This window comes from Williamsia sterculiae, from assembly GCF_900156495.1.
GTDB lineage: Bacteria > Actinomycetota > Actinomycetes > Mycobacteriales > Mycobacteriaceae > Williamsia_B > Williamsia_B sterculiae.
Window position 1 is genome coordinate 386599 of sequence record NZ_FTNT01000003.1, and the last position, 17229, is coordinate 403827.

Below are 17229 nucleotides of genomic sequence, written 5' to 3' on the forward strand. Positions count from 1 at the left end.
GGTCAGCGATCCCAGGGATTTCGGACGGGCTTGCCATGACCCGGCAGCAACGTCTCGATCGGCAGGTCTCGCAGCCGCCGCTCAGTCTGTGCCGCCGCCGCCCCATCGACGCAGCCGGGTGCGAACACCGGCCTCGTGTTCACGGTGATGATCGCGTCACCCGAGAGCAGTGTGCGGGTGGTGGGGTGCCAGAACGAGACATGATCGTCGGTGTGGCCGGGTGTCGCGATGACGAACCACCCTCTCGCGCCGGGTAACTCGTCGCCGTCGTTGATCGGAGTGCCGGGTGGCTCGCCCCGCCACAGCATTCCACGAAAGGTTCCGAAGCCCGACGTGGCCGCAGCATGCACGAATCCCGTTGCCGCACGGAGGTCGAACGGCTGTCTCATGATGATCGGTCAGGTCCGGGCAAGCTGGCGGACACTCGGCGTGCGAGGTGTGGCGCCGTCGAAATACGCCATCGTTGCCGCGGGTAGATGAACGGGGACGCCATGTCTGTCCGCCAACCAACTCGCACCTCCCACGTGGTCGGCGTGACCGTGCGTCGCGGTCACACCGGCGATTCGACCCGGCAACGACGGCAGCAGTTCGTCCAGGTCGGTGGTGATCCGCGGGATGCCGGCGTCGACGACGACGAGGCGACCGCCATCACCCGCTATGAGATACGTGTTGAAGCACCAGCGGGACAGTCTCAGGACACCGATGTCGGACAGGTGCTCGGTGATCAAAGCCACGACGAATTCCTCTCGGTGATCCAGAGAACGGGCGGGCACGGACTCGGTGTCGGGATCGTGTTGATCGACGGCACCGTGTCGGCTCAACGACCGATCGCCGCCCGCGGTTCCGACACGGCTTCCGTATCCACTCACTCTGTCGCGTTCGCGCGGTGTTTCAAGCGCCGCGCCACATCATCCGCTCGATCCAGGTCCGCCGCATCCGGTCGATCTTTGTTGAGGCCGCCCACCACCCGCGTCGGCCCCCAGGTGTCGTAACCGCGGAGCAGCAACGTCTCCTCGACGGTGAAGCCCCTGCGTCGTAGCTCACCGGTGAAACGATCGACATATCGCCGAACAGGCGGCTGGGGCAATCCGCTGGTTGCGAAGACGAACGCGCGTCGCCCCGACATGTCGGACAGACGACTCACGCATTGCCGTAGTTCGGCCGCGAAATTCATGAAGTAGATGCCGCTGCCGAAGCCGACGAGATCGGCCGAGGCCACAACGTCGGGGGTCGCGTCCTCAGGGGTGATGATCGCCGCATCCAGCTCCTCTGCGAACACGTCGGCGACCCGCCGCGTGTTCTGATGCGGCGAGCGTGAGTGCGAGACGATGATCGTTGTCATGAGTGGTCCTCTCCGATAGCTGATGCGACTCCGACCCAATAGACACCGCTCGCACTGCTGGTGTGACAGCTTTGGTGGCATGCCTTGCGTGCAGCGGCTCGAACTGATCTGAAGGTCGGGACTCCGTCGGGTCCTCGGCGCTCGGTGACCACAACGCCCTCGAGTGAGGGGAATGGCGCCCACGGGTCACAGACAGCGACGGACAACTTGACCTCAACCACGGTTCAGTTGCTGAGGTAGCAGCATGACTATCGCACCCACCTCGGCCGCACGACGGTGTGCCACGTGACCGTCGCATCCACCTGGGAGATTTTCCCGGACGATCTCGGTCCGGCGATTGATTTTTACACTCGAGTCCTGGGTTTTGACATCATCCGCGATTGTCGAGCCGACCCGGACCCCTACGCCGCACTCCGTCGTGGTGACGCCGTCATCGGGTTGTCACCGCGATCGCTTACCGGCGACCGACGGCACCGGCGACCACCCGTCGGCGTGGAGCTGGGGATCGAGGTGGATGATCTCGACGCGGCATACGCAAGAGTGCGCACCGAAGGCTGGCGCGTGGAAGAGCCGATAACCCAGCGCCCCTGGGGCGTGCGCGACTTCCGGATTCTCGACCCGGACGCCTACTACCTGTGTATCCGTGAGCACGAGTACTTGTGAACCACAGCGTTCTCACTCGGCCAGCGTGCGTCCGCGCGACCACGCCTGCCACAGTCGGCTGTAGCGGCCTCCGGCCGCGACGAGGTGCTCGTGGGTTCCCGTCTCCACGATGCGGCCCTGATGCATGAACACGATGCGGTCGGCCGCGGCGGCCTGGCTGAGCCGGTGCGCGATGATCAACGCCGACCGCCCGGCGAGTACGGCCTCGGCCGAGGCCTCCAAGACGCCGGCACCCGCACTCCCCGCGTCGGCCGTCGCCTCGTCGACGATGACCACGGAGGGGTCCAGCAGCTCGATTCTCACCAAGGCCAACTGCTGGGCCTGCATTGCCGACAACTGATGACCGTGTTCGCCGACATGGGTATCCAGATTGTCGGGTAGGGCACGCACCCAACGCGCCGCACCCGCCTTCTCCAACGCGGACCACAGGTCGTCGTCGGTTGCCTCGTCACGCACCAGACGCAGGTCGTCGGCCAGCGACCCCGAGAACACATGCACTTCCTGCGTGAGTAGTGCAACGGTTCGAGCCCGCGCGGTCTCGTCGAGTCGCGCCAGGTCCACCGAGCCCAGCCGTACCGACCCGTGGGCGGGTGGATACAGCCCGGCCAGGATCACCGCGAGTGTGCTCTTACCCGCACCGGACTGACCGACGAGCGCGACGTGCTCACCGGACCGGACGGTGAGGGAGACGTCATGGAGCACCTCGTGGTCGTGCAGATATCCGAAATCGATGCCGGTCCCCACCAGATCGGCGCCTCGAGGTGCGGTGTCGGTGGCGGACTCACGCTCCGGCTCGTCGATGACCCCGACGATGCGGCTCAGTGCCGCCCCGCCGGACTGCAGGTCGTCGAGCGTGTACAGCAACGCGCCTATCGGGTCGAAGAGATTGAGGAAGAACAGCATCGCCGCCGTGGTCGCCCCGACGGTGACCTCGTCGGCGTTCACGAGGACGAAGCCGACGACGAGGATCGTCGTCATCCCGACGAACTCGCCGAAGTTGATCCGACCGCCGAGTCGGTTCTGCAACACCGATGCCCGCATCGCCCACCGCACCACATCCCACGAGTGCCGGTCGATGCGGTGCTCCAACGAATGCGACAGTTCGAAGGCCCGCACGGTCTCCAGTCCACGTATCGGCCCGAGAACGTGATGGGCCCGGACGGCGTTGGCTTCCCGCTCGTTCGCGTAGAGCGCCGGTGCATACCGGATGTAGAGGCGTGCCCCGACGTAGTGGATCGGGAGCACAGCCACCGCGACCAGCAGGAAGCGCCAGTCCAGCGTGCCGAGTCCGATGATCGTCACGCCCACGGTGACCCCGGCCACCAACAGCGACGGCAGGGCACGGCCGATGGCGTCACTGACCACCGCGACGTCACCGGTCGCACGGGACACCAGGTCACCGCTACCCGCGGCTTCGATCCGTGCTACCGGCAAGCGCAGGGCTCGCGAGATCATCTCCTCGCGCAAACTCGCCAGGACGGACTCGAAGACCCCAGCCGCGAGAGCCATCCCGATGCCCGCGGCCACCGCTGCTCCAATGGCCGCCGCGACCATCCAGCCGGCGAGGCGCACCACGTCCCCGACGTCGCCACCGTCGGCGACGACGTCGACGATGTGACCGAACAGACGCGGCGTGACCAATCCAAGCGCCCCGGACACGATCATCGCGACGACGAGCGCGAGCAGCCGCACGCCACGCGTGCGCAGCCCGCGCATCAGGTAGCCGACGGTCACCCGCCAGTCGGCGACCGGGAGCGGGTGGGTGGGCGACGCGTCGGGTGTCGGTTCCATCGGGGTCGAGGGCACGCTCACCGCCCGACCTCCTGGCTGTTCGGCGTGCGCCGCCTGACCACGTTGTCGGCGATGGTGATCACCTCGTCGGCGATCGCGATCAGCGCGGGCGACGTGGTGAACAGCACAGTCGCTCCGTCACCCCTGGCCACGCGCAACCGTCGCGCAATCTCGGCCTCCGTGACCGAATCGACCGCCGTGGTGGGGTCACTGAGCACCAGCACCGACGACCGCGGCACCAGCGCGCGCGCCAAGCCGACCCGCTGACGCTGGCCGCCGGACAAGGTGCGACCACCTTCGCCGACCGGGGAGTTCAGACCGTCCGGTAGTGACTCGGCGACGTCGTCGCACATCGCTGCGGTGATGGCGCGTGTCACCCGGTCGGACCCGATCGGGTGCCCGTCGACGGCGATGTTGTCGATGACGCTGCCCTCGAACAGATGCGGCGTGTGCGGGACCACGCGCACGGTCTGACGGGCCGCATGGTGGTCCAGGTCGAACAGATCCACCTGTCCCACCGACACCTGTCCGTGGGCCGGCCGTTCCTCCCGCGCCAGCACCTCGCACAGCACGCTCGCGATCGCCTGATCGGTGACCACCGCAGTGACGCCTGCACCGGGGATGTCCAGGTCCAGGTCGTGCGCCGTTCCGGCGCGCAACCCACGTATGCGGATCGTCGGGTGCCCCGAACCGATGTCCGTCGCACCGCCCGACTGCACGGTGGGTCCGGCCTGCAATACCGAAAGCACGCGTGAGCCGCTGGGAATCGCGCCGTTCCAGACCGCACCGACGTTCTTGCCGATGCCGTTCAGCGGTCCCATGATGAACTGCGTCAGACCGACCACGGTGATCAGTTCACCCACGGTGAGGTGCCCCTGTACCGCCATCACACCGGCCGCGATCCCCACCGCGACCACGAACAGCGACGAGGCCATCTGCAAAATCCCGATGTAGACACTCTCGGCGGTCGTCGCACGGATTGCCCCGTCGCGCGCCCGACGACTCACCCGGCGGTATCGGTCGGCGGCGATCCGCTCGGCCCCGATACCCTTCAACACCCGCAATCCGGCCACCAGATCTGCGGCCGTACCGGCGGCGTCGCCGGCGAGCTCCTGTTCGCGTTCTGAGCGGGCGCGCAACGGACCGCCCAGGCGGTCGACCAACCACAGCAGCAGGGGGGCGCCGACCAGGACGGCAATGCCCAGCGGCCACGACACCCAGAGAAAGATGACACCGGCAACCCCGACGGCGAGCATCTCACCGACGGGGAACACCGCGAGCAGCACCGCCATCGACAATCGCATCACGTCAGAGGTCGCGATGCTCAACGCAGTCCCCGGCAAGCGTGCCGGTCCCGCCATCCCACGTGGGTCGAGCATGCGATCGGTGACGCGCATCCGGAACTGATGCTCGAGAACCTCTTTCGCGTACATCGCCAAACGGTCGCCGAACCGCCAGGTCAACGACAGCATCGCGAAGTCGACCGCGAGCGCGAGCACCCACCACGACAGTTGCGCCAGATCGTGTTCACCGACGGCACGGTCGATGGCCAGACCCATCAGCACCGGCACCAACGCCTCACCCACGAAGTGCAGGATGACCAACACCATCGCCGGAACCGTGTATTTGTTGACTCCCCACATGGTGCGCCACACCAACTGCCGGGGAGTGGTCGACTCGTCGATCGCCACGTATCGGCCGCGCTCGGGTTCGCGGTCGGCGACCATGAATCCCTCGAACCTCCACAGTCGGACCAGAGGATTGCGCGATCGCTCGAATGTCGCGCTCACGGCGCGTCTCGCGGCGTCGTGGTCATCGTGACCTTTCGGTGGAGGTGTGGTGTCCGCCTGATCGGAGACGTTCTGCAGCAGGCTACCGGCCGATCAACCGACTTCCCCGTGCCAGGCGGTCGAGAGTTGGGTTGGCATCGTGCCAGTGGGCGCGGAACACGTACGCCACCTGCCCGTCGCGCGAATTGTTGATCGCGATCCGACACCATATGCGTAGAACGGCCAACTCCTTGCCTGTTCCACGTGACATAGTCCCGGCATGGACGAAAATCGCGGAGACCGTACAGAACTATCGAAAGGAGAAAACAGGTCTCTCCCGGGAATTTCCCGTATGACCATCACAGTTCGTGTCGCATTCGACACGGACGACGTTGTGCGCCCGGACGTCAGCGCACTACTTCTCGACGATCAACGACGCGTTCGCAACAGCGGGGATTTCGTCTTCTTCAACCAACCAACCGACGAGTCCGGTGCCGTTCGTATTGTCGATCCGAGCGCGCTCGAGATCGAGCCCGAACAGCTCGGACAAGTCGATGCGCTTGCCATCGACCTCAGTAGAGTTGGCGGCGACGTCCACAATATCGTGATCTGTGCCAGCATCGATGACAGCACACCGCTGACATTCACCGACGCATCTGTTATCTCAGTTGTGGTCAACGACATCGACAATGCGGTCAGTCAGACGCTTGCAACCTATTCGATTAGCGCTCTTGATCGTGAACGCGCATTGATGTTCATGGAGTTCTACAGGCGTGGTGCGGAGTGGAAGCTCCGAGCGCTCGGTGAAGGATACGCAGAGGGCCTCGGTCCACTTGCTGTGAGCCACGGAGTAGAGATCGAGAACGAACCCGAGACCGTGGGCGATACCGGCACGGTGCCTCGTCCGGAGCCTCGTGGCGAGATATCAGCTGGGGACTCGCAACCTGCTTCCACGCGGAAGGTGTCCACTGCCAGCACCAAGAAGCCGACACGGCCACCCAGACTCCCGCAGTGGTCACTTGGCCCTGACCTCGCCGAGGACGGCGAGTGGGACCGAGCTCGCCTGTTTTCCGTCAGTGCGATCGGCTCCGGGAACGAGCGTGAGCGCCGAGCGGTGTCGGCCCTTCTAGCTGTAATCGGTGGTGTTCGTGAGTTCGGACGCGAGGTCACCCGTCGATGCGCCGCACCGACGGGGCAGATCGAGACCTTCATCGAGCCACAATTCCGGCACGATGACGACACCGTTCGGCCAGACGGGTTGCTTCGTGTCCGCCGCGGAAGGAAAGAGTGGGTTGCTCTGGTGGAGGCCAAGACATTATCGAACCCTCTCAAGGCCGACCAGGTCGAAAAGTACATAGATCTGGCGCGTGAACACGGTTTCGATGCTGTCGTCACCGTCAGCAATCAGTTGCCCGGTGCGCAGGACGACCATCCGGTTCTGATCGACAAACGTAAGCTCCGCAAGGTGGACCTGGTCCATATCAGCTGGGACGAGATCCGTTCAGTGGCGATTCAGATGTCGATGCATTCGCGAATTGAGGACTCCACCCAAGGCTGGGTCCTGCGTGAATTCGTCCGTTACCTTCAACATCCGAGTTCGGGGTTGCACGGATTCACCGATATGGGTCCGTTATGGGTGTCAGTGCGGTCCGCCGTCAAGGACAGGACACTGGGGCCCGCTGACAAATCCGCGGTCGAAGTGTGCAATCAGTTCGATCAGCTGATCAGGCACATCGGGCTCGACCTCTCGTGCTTATTGGGAGTCACCGTCACACCAATATTTCCGCGCGATCGGCCCGACAGAACTACGCGCACGCAGCAATTGGCCGATTCCGGCGTCATGTTCGGAAGCCTCCGCATTCCGGGCGCGACTGGTCCTGTCACGGTGGAGATGGATCTGCGCTCCGAGCGTGTCAGCTGCGCAATCAGTCAGGAGCTCCCCGGCACTAGCCGCACGCAGACCAAGGTGAAGAATCTTGTTCGCCAGATTCCTGACGCTCGGCCGGATACGCGCATTGACGCGTTCACCTCCTCTAGCAGTGGCACGACACCCGCGAGATCATCGCTGCTGAAATCGTTACGCGACGACCCATCGGGCCTCGATATCGACGATGGCCGATCCGCTCGGCGCTTCATCGTCACCCAGACTGGTCCCTTGGGCGGCCGGGGCGGCCAATCGCGGGGAAACGTCGTGAATGCGACCAACAAACTGGTGGCGCAGTTCTACAAAGAGATTGTCCAGAACATGCGTGTGGTCCGCGGTTGACGAGCGCGATGTGCCGCCGCGAGCTCCTGGACGACGAAACCCGACGCAGCATGATGTTCGCCTTCACAGCGGCATGGCTACGCCGCACTCTGCGTTCGGTGGCGGATGCGATACTGACTCGCATGCCCCTGCGACGCGCCAGACCGGACACCGACGGCACGCTGGTGGTCTTCGGCGGTCGCAGTGAGATCGGGCTGGAGGTCGCTTTGCGGCTGGCTGCGGGACGGGTGGTGGTCCTGGCCGCCCGCCGCCCGGACGATCTCGCAGGCGAACGCGTGCGACTGCTGGAGGCGGGGGCCGTCACGGTGCACGCCGTCGAGTTCGACGCCGACGACCTCGACACCCATTCCGCCCTCATCGCACGGCTCGTCGCCGATCACGGGCGCATCGGCGTGGCCGTGGTCGCTTTCGGGATCCTCGGCGACCAGGCCCGGGCCGAGACGGACGTGACGCACGCACTGCAGATCGCCCACACCGACTACCTGGCACAGATCAGTGTGCTCACCCCGCTGGCGTCCACCATGAGGATCCAGCAGTCCGGTGCGATCATCGTGTTCTCCTCGATCGCCGGCATGCGGGTACGACGCGCAAACTATGTCTACGGGTCCACCAAGGCCGGACTGGACGGGTTCGCCACCGGTCTCACCGACGCGTTACGGGGGAGTGGAGTGCAACTCCTTCTCGCTCGGCCGGGATTCGTGATCGGCACGATGACACGCGATCTGATGGATTCGGGTGTCTCACCCGCACCGTTGTCGAGTACCGCGTCGCAGGTCGCCGACGCCGTGGTCTCGGCGTTGCGCGCCGGTCGCACCGTGGTGTGGATCCCCCACACGCTGCGCGCCGCGTCGTTCGTGATGCGGTTGGTGCCGCAGGTGCTGTGGCGGCGGATGCCGCGGTGACCCGGTCCACCCCCGTCGTCACCGCACCGTTCGTGGTGGTGGGTATCGGTGCCGACGGCTGGGACGGCCTCTCCGACAACGCACGTCGCGAACTGCGTTCGGCGACGAACATCTTCGGGTCCGCCAGACAACTCGACCTGTTGCCGGGGCTCGACGCCACGGTCACCGCGTGGACCTCGCCGATGTCACTCCACCTCGCCGACGTGCTCAACGCACCGCCCGCCGACACCATCCACATCCTGGCCAGCGGCGATCCGATGTTCCACGGGGTGGGGGCCACCATCAGTACCGCCGTCGGACGCGAGAACGTACACGTGATCCCGGCCGTGTCGAGCGCAAGCCTGGCCGCGGCCCGACTCGGCTGGGACCTGTCGACCACGACGGTGCACAGTCTGGTCAGCGACCCCGTCGGCAGCCTGACGTCGACCCTGAGCGACGGCCTGCGTGTCCTGGTTCTCAGTCGTGACCGGAGCACCCCGGCCGCGGTCGCCGAACACCTGTGCGACAACGGGTTCGGTTGGTCGTCGATGACCGTCCTCGAGCATCTCGGCGGCGACCGGGAACGCATCGACGCGGGGATCGCCCGTCACTGGGACGACCACACCGTCGGCGACGATCTCAACGTGATCGCGATCGACTGCATCGGTCCCGCCCGCAGCGCCGCCCCCGGTCGACCGGATTCGGAATACGACCACGACGGCCAGCTGACCAAGGCCACCATCCGCGCGGTGACCATCTCGGCCCTCCGCCCGGCGCCCGGGCAACTGCTCTGGGACGTCGGTGGCGGAGCGGGGAGTATCGCGATCGAGTGGTTGCGGACCCACCGATCATGCCGCGCCATCGTCTTCGAGAGCGATGCCCGCCGCCGGGAACGTATCGCCGACAACGCCGTGCGCCACGGAGTGGACCGCGCACTGACCGTCCGTGGCGAAGCACCCGATGCCTACGACACCGCTCCGGACCCCGATGCGGTGTTCATCGGCGGCGGGTTGACCGGGCGTGGGGTGCTGGCGGGCGCCTGGCACGCGCTGGTCGAGGGAGGCACGCTGGTTGCCAATGCCGTCACCATCGAATCGGAGGCGGTCCTGCTGCGATGGCAGGGCTCGGTCGGCGGGTCCGTGCAGAGGCTCCGGGTGGAAGAACCCGCGGCGGTCGGGGGGATGACCGCCTGGCGGTCTGGATTGCCGATCACGCAGTGGTCGGTTTCCAAGGCGCGGACGCCGGACGACCAGCGGACCCCCACGCCGGCGGAGCCGACGTGACCGTCTACTTCATCGGGGCCGGCCCCGGCGCGCCCGACCTCATCACCGTCCGCGGAGCCGAACTGATCGCACGGTGCCCGGTGTGTCTGTACGCCGGATCGCTCGTCCCGGCGGAACTGCTGGACCGGTGCCCACCCGACGCGATGACGGTGAACACCGCGAAGATGCCGTTGGCGGAGATCATCGAGCACATGGCGCGCGCAGACGCCGCCGAACTCGACGTCGCGCGACTACATTCCGGTGATCCGTCCCTCTATTCGGCGGTGGCCGAGCAGACGCGTGAACTGGATCGTCGTGGCATTCCGCAGGTGATGGTGCCCGGGGTTCCCGCGTTCGCGGCCGCGGCGGCGGCGCTGGGTCGCGAACTCACCGTCCCCGGGGTCGGCCAGTCCGTGCTCATCACCCGGGTGTCGACGCTGTCGACGGACATGCCGGAGGGAGAGGACCTCGCCACCCTCGCGCGCACCGGGGTGACCCTGGCGCTGCATCTCGCGGTACATCGGGTGCGGGCACTGACCGACGACCTGATACCGCAGTACGGCTCGGAGTGTCCTGCGGCTGTGGTTGCCTTCGCCAGCCGCCGCGACGAACAGGTGCTGCGCTGTCGACTCGCCGATCTCGCCGACCGCGTCGAGGCGGCCGGGATCGCCCGCACCGCGGTCATCTTCATCGGCAAGGTGCTCGCTGCCGCGGAATTCACCGACAGCTACCTGTACTCACAGGCCAGGATGACGACATTGCGGAACCACCCGTGACCGTCTTGATCCTCGGCGGTACCGGTGAGGCCCGCGACCTGGCGCGGCAATTGACCAGTGGTGACCGGCGCGTGGTGAGTTCGCTGGCCGGTCGCGTCCGCGATCCCGCACTGCCGCAGGGCGACGTCCGCGTCGGTGGGTTCGGCGGTGCCGACGGTATGGCCCGCTGGTTACGCGAACACCGTGTGGATGCCGTGGTGGACGCGACCCATCCGTTCGCGCAGCAGATCTCGGAGAACGCGACCGTTGCGGCGTGGATCACGGGTGTGCCGTTGGTGGTGTTACGCCGTCCACCATGGGAGCCACGGTCGGATGACCGCTGGTCGATCGTTCCGGACATCACCGCTGCCGCGTCCGCGGTGTCCGAACGCGGTGACATCAGGGTTTTCCTCACCACAGGTCGTCGTGATCTGGCGGTCTTCGCGGACAACGATCGCGCCTGGTTCCTCATCCGGGTGGTCGATCCGCCCGACGTGGTCCTGCCCCGACATAGTCGGGTGATCCGCGACCGCGGCCCCTACCGGCTGCCCGACGAACGACGGCTGTTGATCGACAACAGGATCGACGTCCTGGTGACCAAGAACAGTGGTGGCACCCTGACCGAGGCCAAGCTGGACGCGGCCCGCGAGCTGGGTGTTCCGGTGATCATGGTCGCCCGCCCGGACGGTCCGAGTGGTGTCCCGCAGGTGGCGACGGTCGACGCCGCCGTCGAGTGGCTCGACACCGTCGGGTGAGACGTCGGATCAATAGCGACGGGGAGTGAACACGACGGTGCCCCCGGATCGGTCGATGACCTCCGTGCGCGACGACCCGATCAGCAACATCGTTCGCATGTCGACCACGGCCGGATCCAGGTCGGCGATGCGGATCACCCCCACCTGCTGATGCGGACCGCCGACGTCGCGAGCGACCACGACCACCCGGTCGTCGGAGGTGGCGGATCGCACCAACTCCTTGAGCTTCTCCACCTGCCACGTCCGTGACTGCGACCCCGGATTGTAGACCGCGATCACCAGATCGGTCTGCAAAGCCGCGCGCACCCGCTGTTCGATGACGTCCCAGCTCTTCAGCCGATCCGACAGCGACAACACCGCATAATCGTGACCCAGCGGCGCACCCACCGTCGCAGCAACCGCGTTGGCCGCGGTCACGCCGGGAACCACGCGAACCGGTACGTCGCGCCACTGCGATTCGGCGGCCACCTCCACGACCGCCGACGCCATCGCGAACACGCCCGGATCACCCGAGGACACCACCGCCACCCGCGCTCCCCGTCCAGCGAGATCCAGTGCCATCGCGGCGCGTTCACTCTCCACCTTGTTGTCGCTGGAGTGGAGTCGTTGACCGGGTCGGGGCGTGACACGGGCGAGGTAGGTCTTGTACCCGACCAGGTCGGTGGCCCGAGCCAGTTCGGCGGACACCTCGGGAGTGGTCCAGCGGTCGGCACCGGGGCCCAATCCGACGACCACCACCTCGCCGACGTCGGTCCCGCCGGACGTATCCGGTTGGCCCACCGGGTTGTTGAGCAGCCCAGGGACCACGATCATCGAGAAGTACGGCACCGATGACGGATCGACCTCGTCGAGGGGGAGGACGCGTTGCGCGCTGGTGGAGGCCCGCTCCACGTACCACGCACGGTCGTAGCGACCGGCCGCACGCAGCGCGTCACGCACCTTGGTGAAGGTGCGGCCCAGTTTCATGATCGCCGCCGCGTCACTGTCGCGGAGGCGGCGGATCAGTTCGTCCCGGGGCAGGGTTCCCGGCAGCACCATGAGCGTCTCCTCCGCTTCCACCAGGGGGGTGCCCACGGCCGTGGACGAGGCGCTCACCGACGTCACCCCGGGGATGATCTCGGTGCGGAACCGCGGCGACAACCGCTTGTGCATGTGCATGTACGAGCTGTAAAAGAGCGGGTCACCCTCGGCGAGCAGTGCGACATCGCGACCCGCACGCAGGTGTCCGGCGAGCACCTCGGCACTGTCGCGGTAGAAGTCCTCCAGCGCGCCACGATATCCGCCAGGGTGGTCGGTGGACTCGGTGGTGACGGGGTACACCAGCCGCTCGTGCTGTTGCCCTTCGCCCAGATAGGGTCGGGCGACCGAGAGGGCGATGCTGCGCCCGTGCCGCGCCGAGTGATAGGCGACCACGTCGGCCGCGCCGATCACCCTGGCCGCCTTGACCGTCACCAACTCCGGATCGCCCGGGCCGAGGCCGATGCCCCACAGCTTGCCCGACGCAACTGAGTCGGCATCGGTCGACGCGGAGTTCATTCGACCGGATCCGCGAGGGCGTTCAGTGCTGCGGCGGTGATCGCCGAACCACCGCGTCGACCCCGCACGGTGAGGAATTCGACGTCGGTACGGGCGGCCAACGCCTCGGACGACTCGGCGGCGCCGATGAAGCCGACCGGGGCGCCGACGATGGCGGCCGGTCGAGGCGCGCCCGCGTCGATCGCCTCCAGCAGCGCGAACAGAGCGGTGGGTGCGTTGCCGATCGCGACGACCGCGCCGTCGAGGTGGGGCGTCCACCATTCCACCGCCGCGGCGGTACGGGTGGTGCCCAGGTCGCGGGCCCGATCGGCCAGCCCGGGTTCGCCGAGAAAGCAGCGGACATCGTTGTCGGCGGGGAGTCGACGGCGGGTGACGCCGGACGCGACCATCCGGGCATCGCAGAGGATGGGTGCCCCGGCACGCAATGCCGACCGGGCACTGTCCACGATCCCCGGACTCGCGGCGACGTCGGTGGTCAGATCGACCTGCCCGCAGGCGTGGATCATCCGGACGACCACCGTCGCGAGATCGGGGGAGAACGACTGCAGATCCGCTTCGGCACGGATCGTCGCGAAGGACCGTCGGTAGATCTCGTCGGCGTCACGCAGGTACTCGTACATGGTGGCTGTCACGATAACCGGCTCACCGGTCGATGCTGTCGTGCACGTATCCGTCGGCGGTGGCGCGGATCAGGTCGTGCGACTCGCGGGGACTGCCGCACGCGCGGTCACAGCCCACCCAGTGGCGGTGACGGTCGGCGGGGAGTGGATCGTCGTGCACCGCGTCGACCGCGTCGGTGCGGACGTCGGCGAACGCTTTCGCGCAGCCCGGCGCACCGATGCATGCGGTGGTCGTCACCCATGGTGAGTCGGCATCGAAGATGAGCCCCATCGGCGCCAGCACCCGGATCACGGTGTCAGCAACGCCGGGGGTGAGGTCACACAACAGGATCTCGCGATGAGGGGTGATGACGACGGGGTGGTCGACGGCGGCGACGAACCGGGCGAGGCGGGCGGGGATCCGGCCCAGTGGCACCACCGCCCCCAGCAGCACGCTTCCTCCGTCGCCGTTCCCCTCGTCGGAGTTATGACGGGGCGAATCCTGATCGAACCAGCCGACGAGGGGCGTGCGGTCCGGTGTCGGGGGAGAACCCGCGACGTCCCGACCACTGCCGAACCCGGTGGCGGCTTCGACAACCTGTACCCGCGCGCCGGCTTCCAGATCGGCGATCCGCCACGCCCCGTCGGCGACGTCGACGAATGCGGCGGCCACGGACATCAATGCCTCGGGCACCTCGGCCCACTGGAGGCGCCTACCGACGGGCCGACCGCCGATCGCCAGGTCTGCGAACCGGTCGTCGACGGCGATCGCGACGAGATCGGGCCGCAGGGCGAGCACGTCACCGCGGCCGTCGTCGAGGCCGAACCAGAACCGCCCCGACAGGAGCGGCATCACCGGGTGGGCGCTCATCGAGGCGTCGAGGGCGTCGGCCACCGGACGCACATCGGCCAACCCACCGATTCGACCCGTCAGCGGTGAGACCACGAGATTGCGGGTGCGGTCGTGGTCGGCCGACGGCACGAGTTCCGCCGCGGTGATCGCGACCGCGACGTCGTCCACCGCTTCGTCGGGGAGGGCGCGGAGTTGCACGTTGCCGCGCGACGTCAGTTCCAGGTGCCCGTCACCGTGGTCGTCGGCCAACCGGGCCAGCACGTCGAGTTGGTCGGGACGCAGCCTGCCCCCGGGCAGCCGGATACGGGCCACCCGTCCGTCGGCGGCGCGGTGAGTGCTGAACACGCCCGGGCATCGGTCACTGGCGCGGGTCATACCTCCAGGCTAGAGGCCCCGCCACACCGCGTTCAGCCACCCGGGACCGGCGCAGGCGCCAACGAGTTGCCGAGCGCGACGCTGCCGCAGTTGTCCCGCGCGGCGACGCCGGCGAAACGCCCGGCCAGGTAGCCGAACGCATCTGCCTCGAAACGTGGGAAGGCGCGGGCGTGATCAGCACCGGGGTAGGCGGTGAACGTGGTCCGTACTCCTCCGTCGCAGAGACGGTTCGCGAGTCCCTCGACGTCGCGCAGCACCATCACCCCGTCACCGGTGCCGTCGTCGATGCCGTTGGCCAGCATCACCGGCGTGCGCGGGGTGCCCGCGCTCCCCATGATGTTGTCGTCGATCGCCCGGACCACGGCGGGAACGTCGAGGTACCCGCGGTACGGCGGTGCGGTCATCTGCGCGTCGGTGAGCCCGGGATAGGACGCGGCAAAGCTCGCAATGCACTGATCGCGCACCTCGTCGACCACCTGAATACCCCGCGCGGAGAGGAACGAGTCGAGGTCCAGACCGTAGGCGCGTTGATAGGCGACGGTGAGCGCCGGGATGACACCCGCCCAACCGCGGCTGCCGTTGATGTACGGCAGGTTGTGCGCGAGGTCGACCGGCAATCCGCCCGCTGCGGCGCCCACGATGTTCAACTCGGGTGCGTACGTGGGTGCGACCTCCGCACCGTATTCGGTGGGCACCGATCCGCCGGAGTAACCGACGAGTCCGACGGGGGTGGAGGCCGGCAGCCGCAGCACGGCCAACGTGGCGCGGACACCGTCGAGCGCGGCGTAACCGGACTGTCTGCCGATGGTCCACTCCAGGTCGGGGCCCTCGTAGTCGGGGACGCTGACGATGTACCCGGCGGCGAGGTAGGCCGAGATGGCGGCCGACTCGGCGTCGGCGATCCGCCCGGGGTCATTACCGCTCAACGTGTACGACGGATCGCACTGGGATCCGAGCGCGTCGTAGGCCATGTGGAACGAGACCACACGTCCGGCCCGTGCACCGGCGACCGGTTGCAGGATCGTGGTCACGGTGCTGGAGGCCCGCCCGTGTTGATCGGTGGTGCGGTACAGCACCTGGGTGGATGCGACCGGTGTGGCGATGCGTGCCGGGGCGAAACGACTCGGACGGGTGCGCAGCACACTGCCCGGAGTGCGGTCGGCCGCAACGGCGGGCGGTGTGTAGAACGGGTCGACCGAGGGCAGTGACGCGGCGGTCGCCCATCCCGTGCCGAGACCGGTGAGAGCGACCACGGTGAACGCCACGCAGGCCAACGACCAGAGCAGGAATGGACCCCGTCGTGGTGGGCCTTCGACGCTGGTCACGGCGTCAGTAAACACCCCCGATCGGACATCGCGGAGGCGGTTCGTGGGACGACGACCGATCCTGTGACGGGTGGGATGTCAGGGACGGAAGAGCACGATCGTGACCGTCACTCCGGTGACACCAGCGAGATGAACCGGAGCCGGCGGCGCAACCGGAACCCGAGACGTTCGTACAGCCTCACCGCACCGACATTGGATGCGGACGCGTGCAGAAACGGTGTCTCACCGTCGGCCTGGATGCCGGCCGCGACGGTCGCGGTGAGTCGCGCCGCCAGTCCACGGCCCCGATGGTCGGGGTGGGTGCAGATGGCACTGATCTCGCGAAACCCGGGGGCGTGCATGCGCTCACCGGCCATGGCGATCAACGTGCCGTCGGCCCAGACCCCGTGATACCGCCCGAGGTCGATGGTGCGGTCGAGGAACGGACCCGGCCGGGTCAGCGCGACCAGGTCCAACATCGCCGGGACGTCGTCGGTGGTCAGCCGCACGGCGTGCGGATCGACCATCCGGTCGGCGGCGAGGGTGTCGACCATCTGCACGCCCGGCATCGACCACCCGATGGACCATCCGTCGGGCAGCACGTCGGCGGGGTCGGCATCGGGCATCCAGGGTAGCGCCGCGGACGAACCCGGGCCGATCAGCTCGGCGAGGTCCGCCCAGGCCGATGCGTGTGGATCGAGTGCCGCGTGGGGGTCGGCGAAACCGGCGAACGGACTCACGTCGGGCAGGTATCGCACCGCCGACCCCTGCCACTGGGTCAGGTCGCGCTGCGGTCCGTTCGCCGCCGCGACGACGGGGTTGTCGAGAGGTGTGAGCACGGTGTCATTGTCACCACGTCGATCGGACCCGGACACGTCGCATACGCTGAGCGCGGACAGATCCACCGTGGTCTGCCATCGACCACGTCGGTGGTCGTCGAGGAAGCCGGTGGGAATCCGGCGCGGTCGCGCCACTGTGGAACGACGTCCGGCCCTCACCGGCCGACGTCGTCGAGCCAGACCCTCGTCGAACCGGCCGCGCGCGGAGGACCTTCCGCCCGCGGCGCCGACACCACGAC

Annotated in this window: 14 protein-coding genes and 1 pseudogene; 6 read left to right on the plus strand and 9 right to left on the minus strand. The window is 67.5% G+C overall.

What is annotated here, in order from left to right:
• Positions 1-2 precede the first annotated feature (2 nt).
• Positions 3-869 (minus strand): annotated as a pseudogene (locus BW971_RS21860) (MBL fold metallo-hydrolase).
• The gene (locus BW971_RS07380) at positions 866-1342 is read right to left on the minus strand and encodes a flavodoxin domain-containing protein (protein ID WP_076477989.1); all 477 of its coding nucleotides are present in this window, start codon (positions 1340-1342) and stop codon (positions 866-868) included. The pseudogene BW971_RS21860 and the gene BW971_RS07380 overlap by 4 nt, the downstream one beginning before the upstream one ends.
• A 285-nt stretch (positions 1343-1627) precedes the next feature.
• On the opposite strand from BW971_RS07380, the gene BW971_RS07385 reads away from it, so the two are divergent.
• Complete coding sequence (locus tag BW971_RS07385; protein ID WP_076477991.1) at positions 1628-2005, plus strand: VOC family protein; 378 nt, start codon at positions 1628-1630, stop codon at positions 2003-2005.
• Positions 2006-2017: 12 nt separating this feature from the next.
• On the opposite strand, the gene BW971_RS07390 is transcribed toward BW971_RS07385, so the two are convergent.
• The gene (locus BW971_RS07390; protein WP_234974274.1) at positions 2018-3817 is read right to left on the minus strand and encodes an ABC transporter ATP-binding protein; all 1800 of its coding nucleotides are present in this window, start codon (positions 3815-3817) and stop codon (positions 2018-2020) included.
• Positions 3814-5586 (minus strand): ABC transporter transmembrane domain-containing protein, encoded by a 1773-nt coding sequence (locus BW971_RS07395; protein WP_234974275.1) that lies wholly within the window; start codon positions 5584-5586, stop codon positions 3814-3816. Before BW971_RS07395 ends, BW971_RS07390 begins: the two co-directional genes overlap by 4 nt.
• A gap of 259 nt (positions 5587-5845) precedes the next feature.
• Between BW971_RS07395 and BW971_RS07400 the strand changes: the two genes are divergently transcribed.
• The 5 genes from BW971_RS07400 (at position 5846) to BW971_RS07420 (ending at position 11484) form a co-directional block, all read left to right on the plus strand.
• Positions 5846-7831 (plus strand): TerD family protein, encoded by a 1986-nt coding sequence (locus tag BW971_RS07400; protein WP_076477993.1) that lies wholly within the window; start codon positions 5846-5848, stop codon positions 7829-7831.
• A 122-nt stretch (positions 7832-7953) separates the two neighbouring features.
• Entirely contained in the window at positions 7954-8733 is a 780-nt protein-coding gene (locus BW971_RS07405) for an SDR family NAD(P)-dependent oxidoreductase (RefSeq protein ID WP_083709476.1), read from the plus strand.
• Positions 8730-9995 (plus strand): precorrin-6y C5,15-methyltransferase (decarboxylating) subunit CbiE, encoded by a 1266-nt coding sequence (gene cbiE, locus BW971_RS07410; protein WP_076478307.1) that lies wholly within the window; start codon positions 8730-8732, stop codon positions 9993-9995. Before BW971_RS07405 ends, cbiE begins: the two co-directional genes overlap by 4 nt.
• A complete protein-coding gene (cobM, locus tag BW971_RS07415; RefSeq protein ID WP_076478311.1) occupies positions 9992-10750 on the plus strand; it encodes a precorrin-4 C(11)-methyltransferase in 759 nt (252 codons plus the stop codon). Before cbiE ends, cobM begins: the two co-directional genes overlap by 4 nt.
• Positions 10747-11484: a cobalt-precorrin-6A reductase gene (locus BW971_RS07420; RefSeq protein ID WP_076477994.1), complete on the plus strand. Its 738-nt coding sequence runs from the start codon at positions 10747-10749 to the stop codon at positions 11482-11484. Before cobM ends, BW971_RS07420 begins: the two co-directional genes overlap by 4 nt.
• A 9-nt stretch (positions 11485-11493) precedes the next feature.
• Here BW971_RS07420 and BW971_RS07425 read toward each other — a convergent pair whose 3' ends face one another.
• From BW971_RS07425 to BW971_RS07445, 5 genes are all read right to left on the minus strand, one after another.
• A complete protein-coding gene (locus BW971_RS07425) occupies positions 11494-13020 on the minus strand; it encodes a precorrin-2 C(20)-methyltransferase (protein WP_076477996.1) in 1527 nt (508 codons plus the stop codon).
• Positions 13017-13640: a precorrin-8X methylmutase gene (locus tag BW971_RS07430; RefSeq protein WP_076478309.1), complete on the minus strand. Its 624-nt coding sequence runs from the start codon at positions 13638-13640 to the stop codon at positions 13017-13019. The genes BW971_RS07425 and BW971_RS07430 overlap by 4 nt, the downstream gene beginning before the upstream one ends.
• A 22-nt stretch (positions 13641-13662) precedes the next feature.
• Positions 13663-14847, minus strand: a complete 1185-nt coding sequence (cobG, locus tag BW971_RS07435; protein WP_076477998.1) for a precorrin-3B synthase — start codon at positions 14845-14847, stop codon at positions 13663-13665.
• A gap of 32 nt (positions 14848-14879) precedes the next feature.
• Entirely contained in the window at positions 14880-16112 is a 1233-nt protein-coding gene (locus BW971_RS07440) for a lipase family protein (RefSeq protein ID WP_234974300.1), read from the minus strand.
• Positions 16113-16279: 167 nt separating this feature from the next.
• The gene (locus BW971_RS07445; protein ID WP_234974277.1) at positions 16280-17125 is read right to left on the minus strand and encodes a GNAT family N-acetyltransferase; all 846 of its coding nucleotides are present in this window, start codon (positions 17123-17125) and stop codon (positions 16280-16282) included.
• Positions 17126-17229 lie beyond the last annotated feature (104 nt).

What these genes read in the sequence shown, in the direction of transcription:
- BW971_RS07380 (WP_076477989.1), bottom strand. Translation starts at nt 1,342, where the DNA reads ATGACAACGATCATCGTCTCGCACTCACGCTCGCCGCATCAGAACACG.
- BW971_RS07400 (WP_076477993.1), top strand. Translation starts at nt 5,846, where the DNA reads ATGGACGAAAATCGCGGAGACCGTACAGAACTATCGAAAGGAGAAAAC.
- BW971_RS07405 (WP_083709476.1), top strand. Translation starts at nt 7,954, where the DNA reads ATGCCCCTGCGACGCGCCAGACCGGACACCGACGGCACGCTGGTGGTC.
- BW971_RS07425 (WP_076477996.1), bottom strand. Translation starts at nt 13,020, where the DNA reads ATGAACTCCGCGTCGACCGATGCCGACTCAGTTGCGTCGGGCAAGCTG.
- BW971_RS07430 (WP_076478309.1), bottom strand. Translation starts at nt 13,640, where the DNA reads ATGTACGAGTACCTGCGTGACGCCGACGAGATCTACCGACGGTCCTTC.
- cobG (WP_076477998.1), bottom strand. Translation starts at nt 14,847, where the DNA reads ATGACCCGCGCCAGTGACCGATGCCCGGGCGTGTTCAGCACTCACCGC.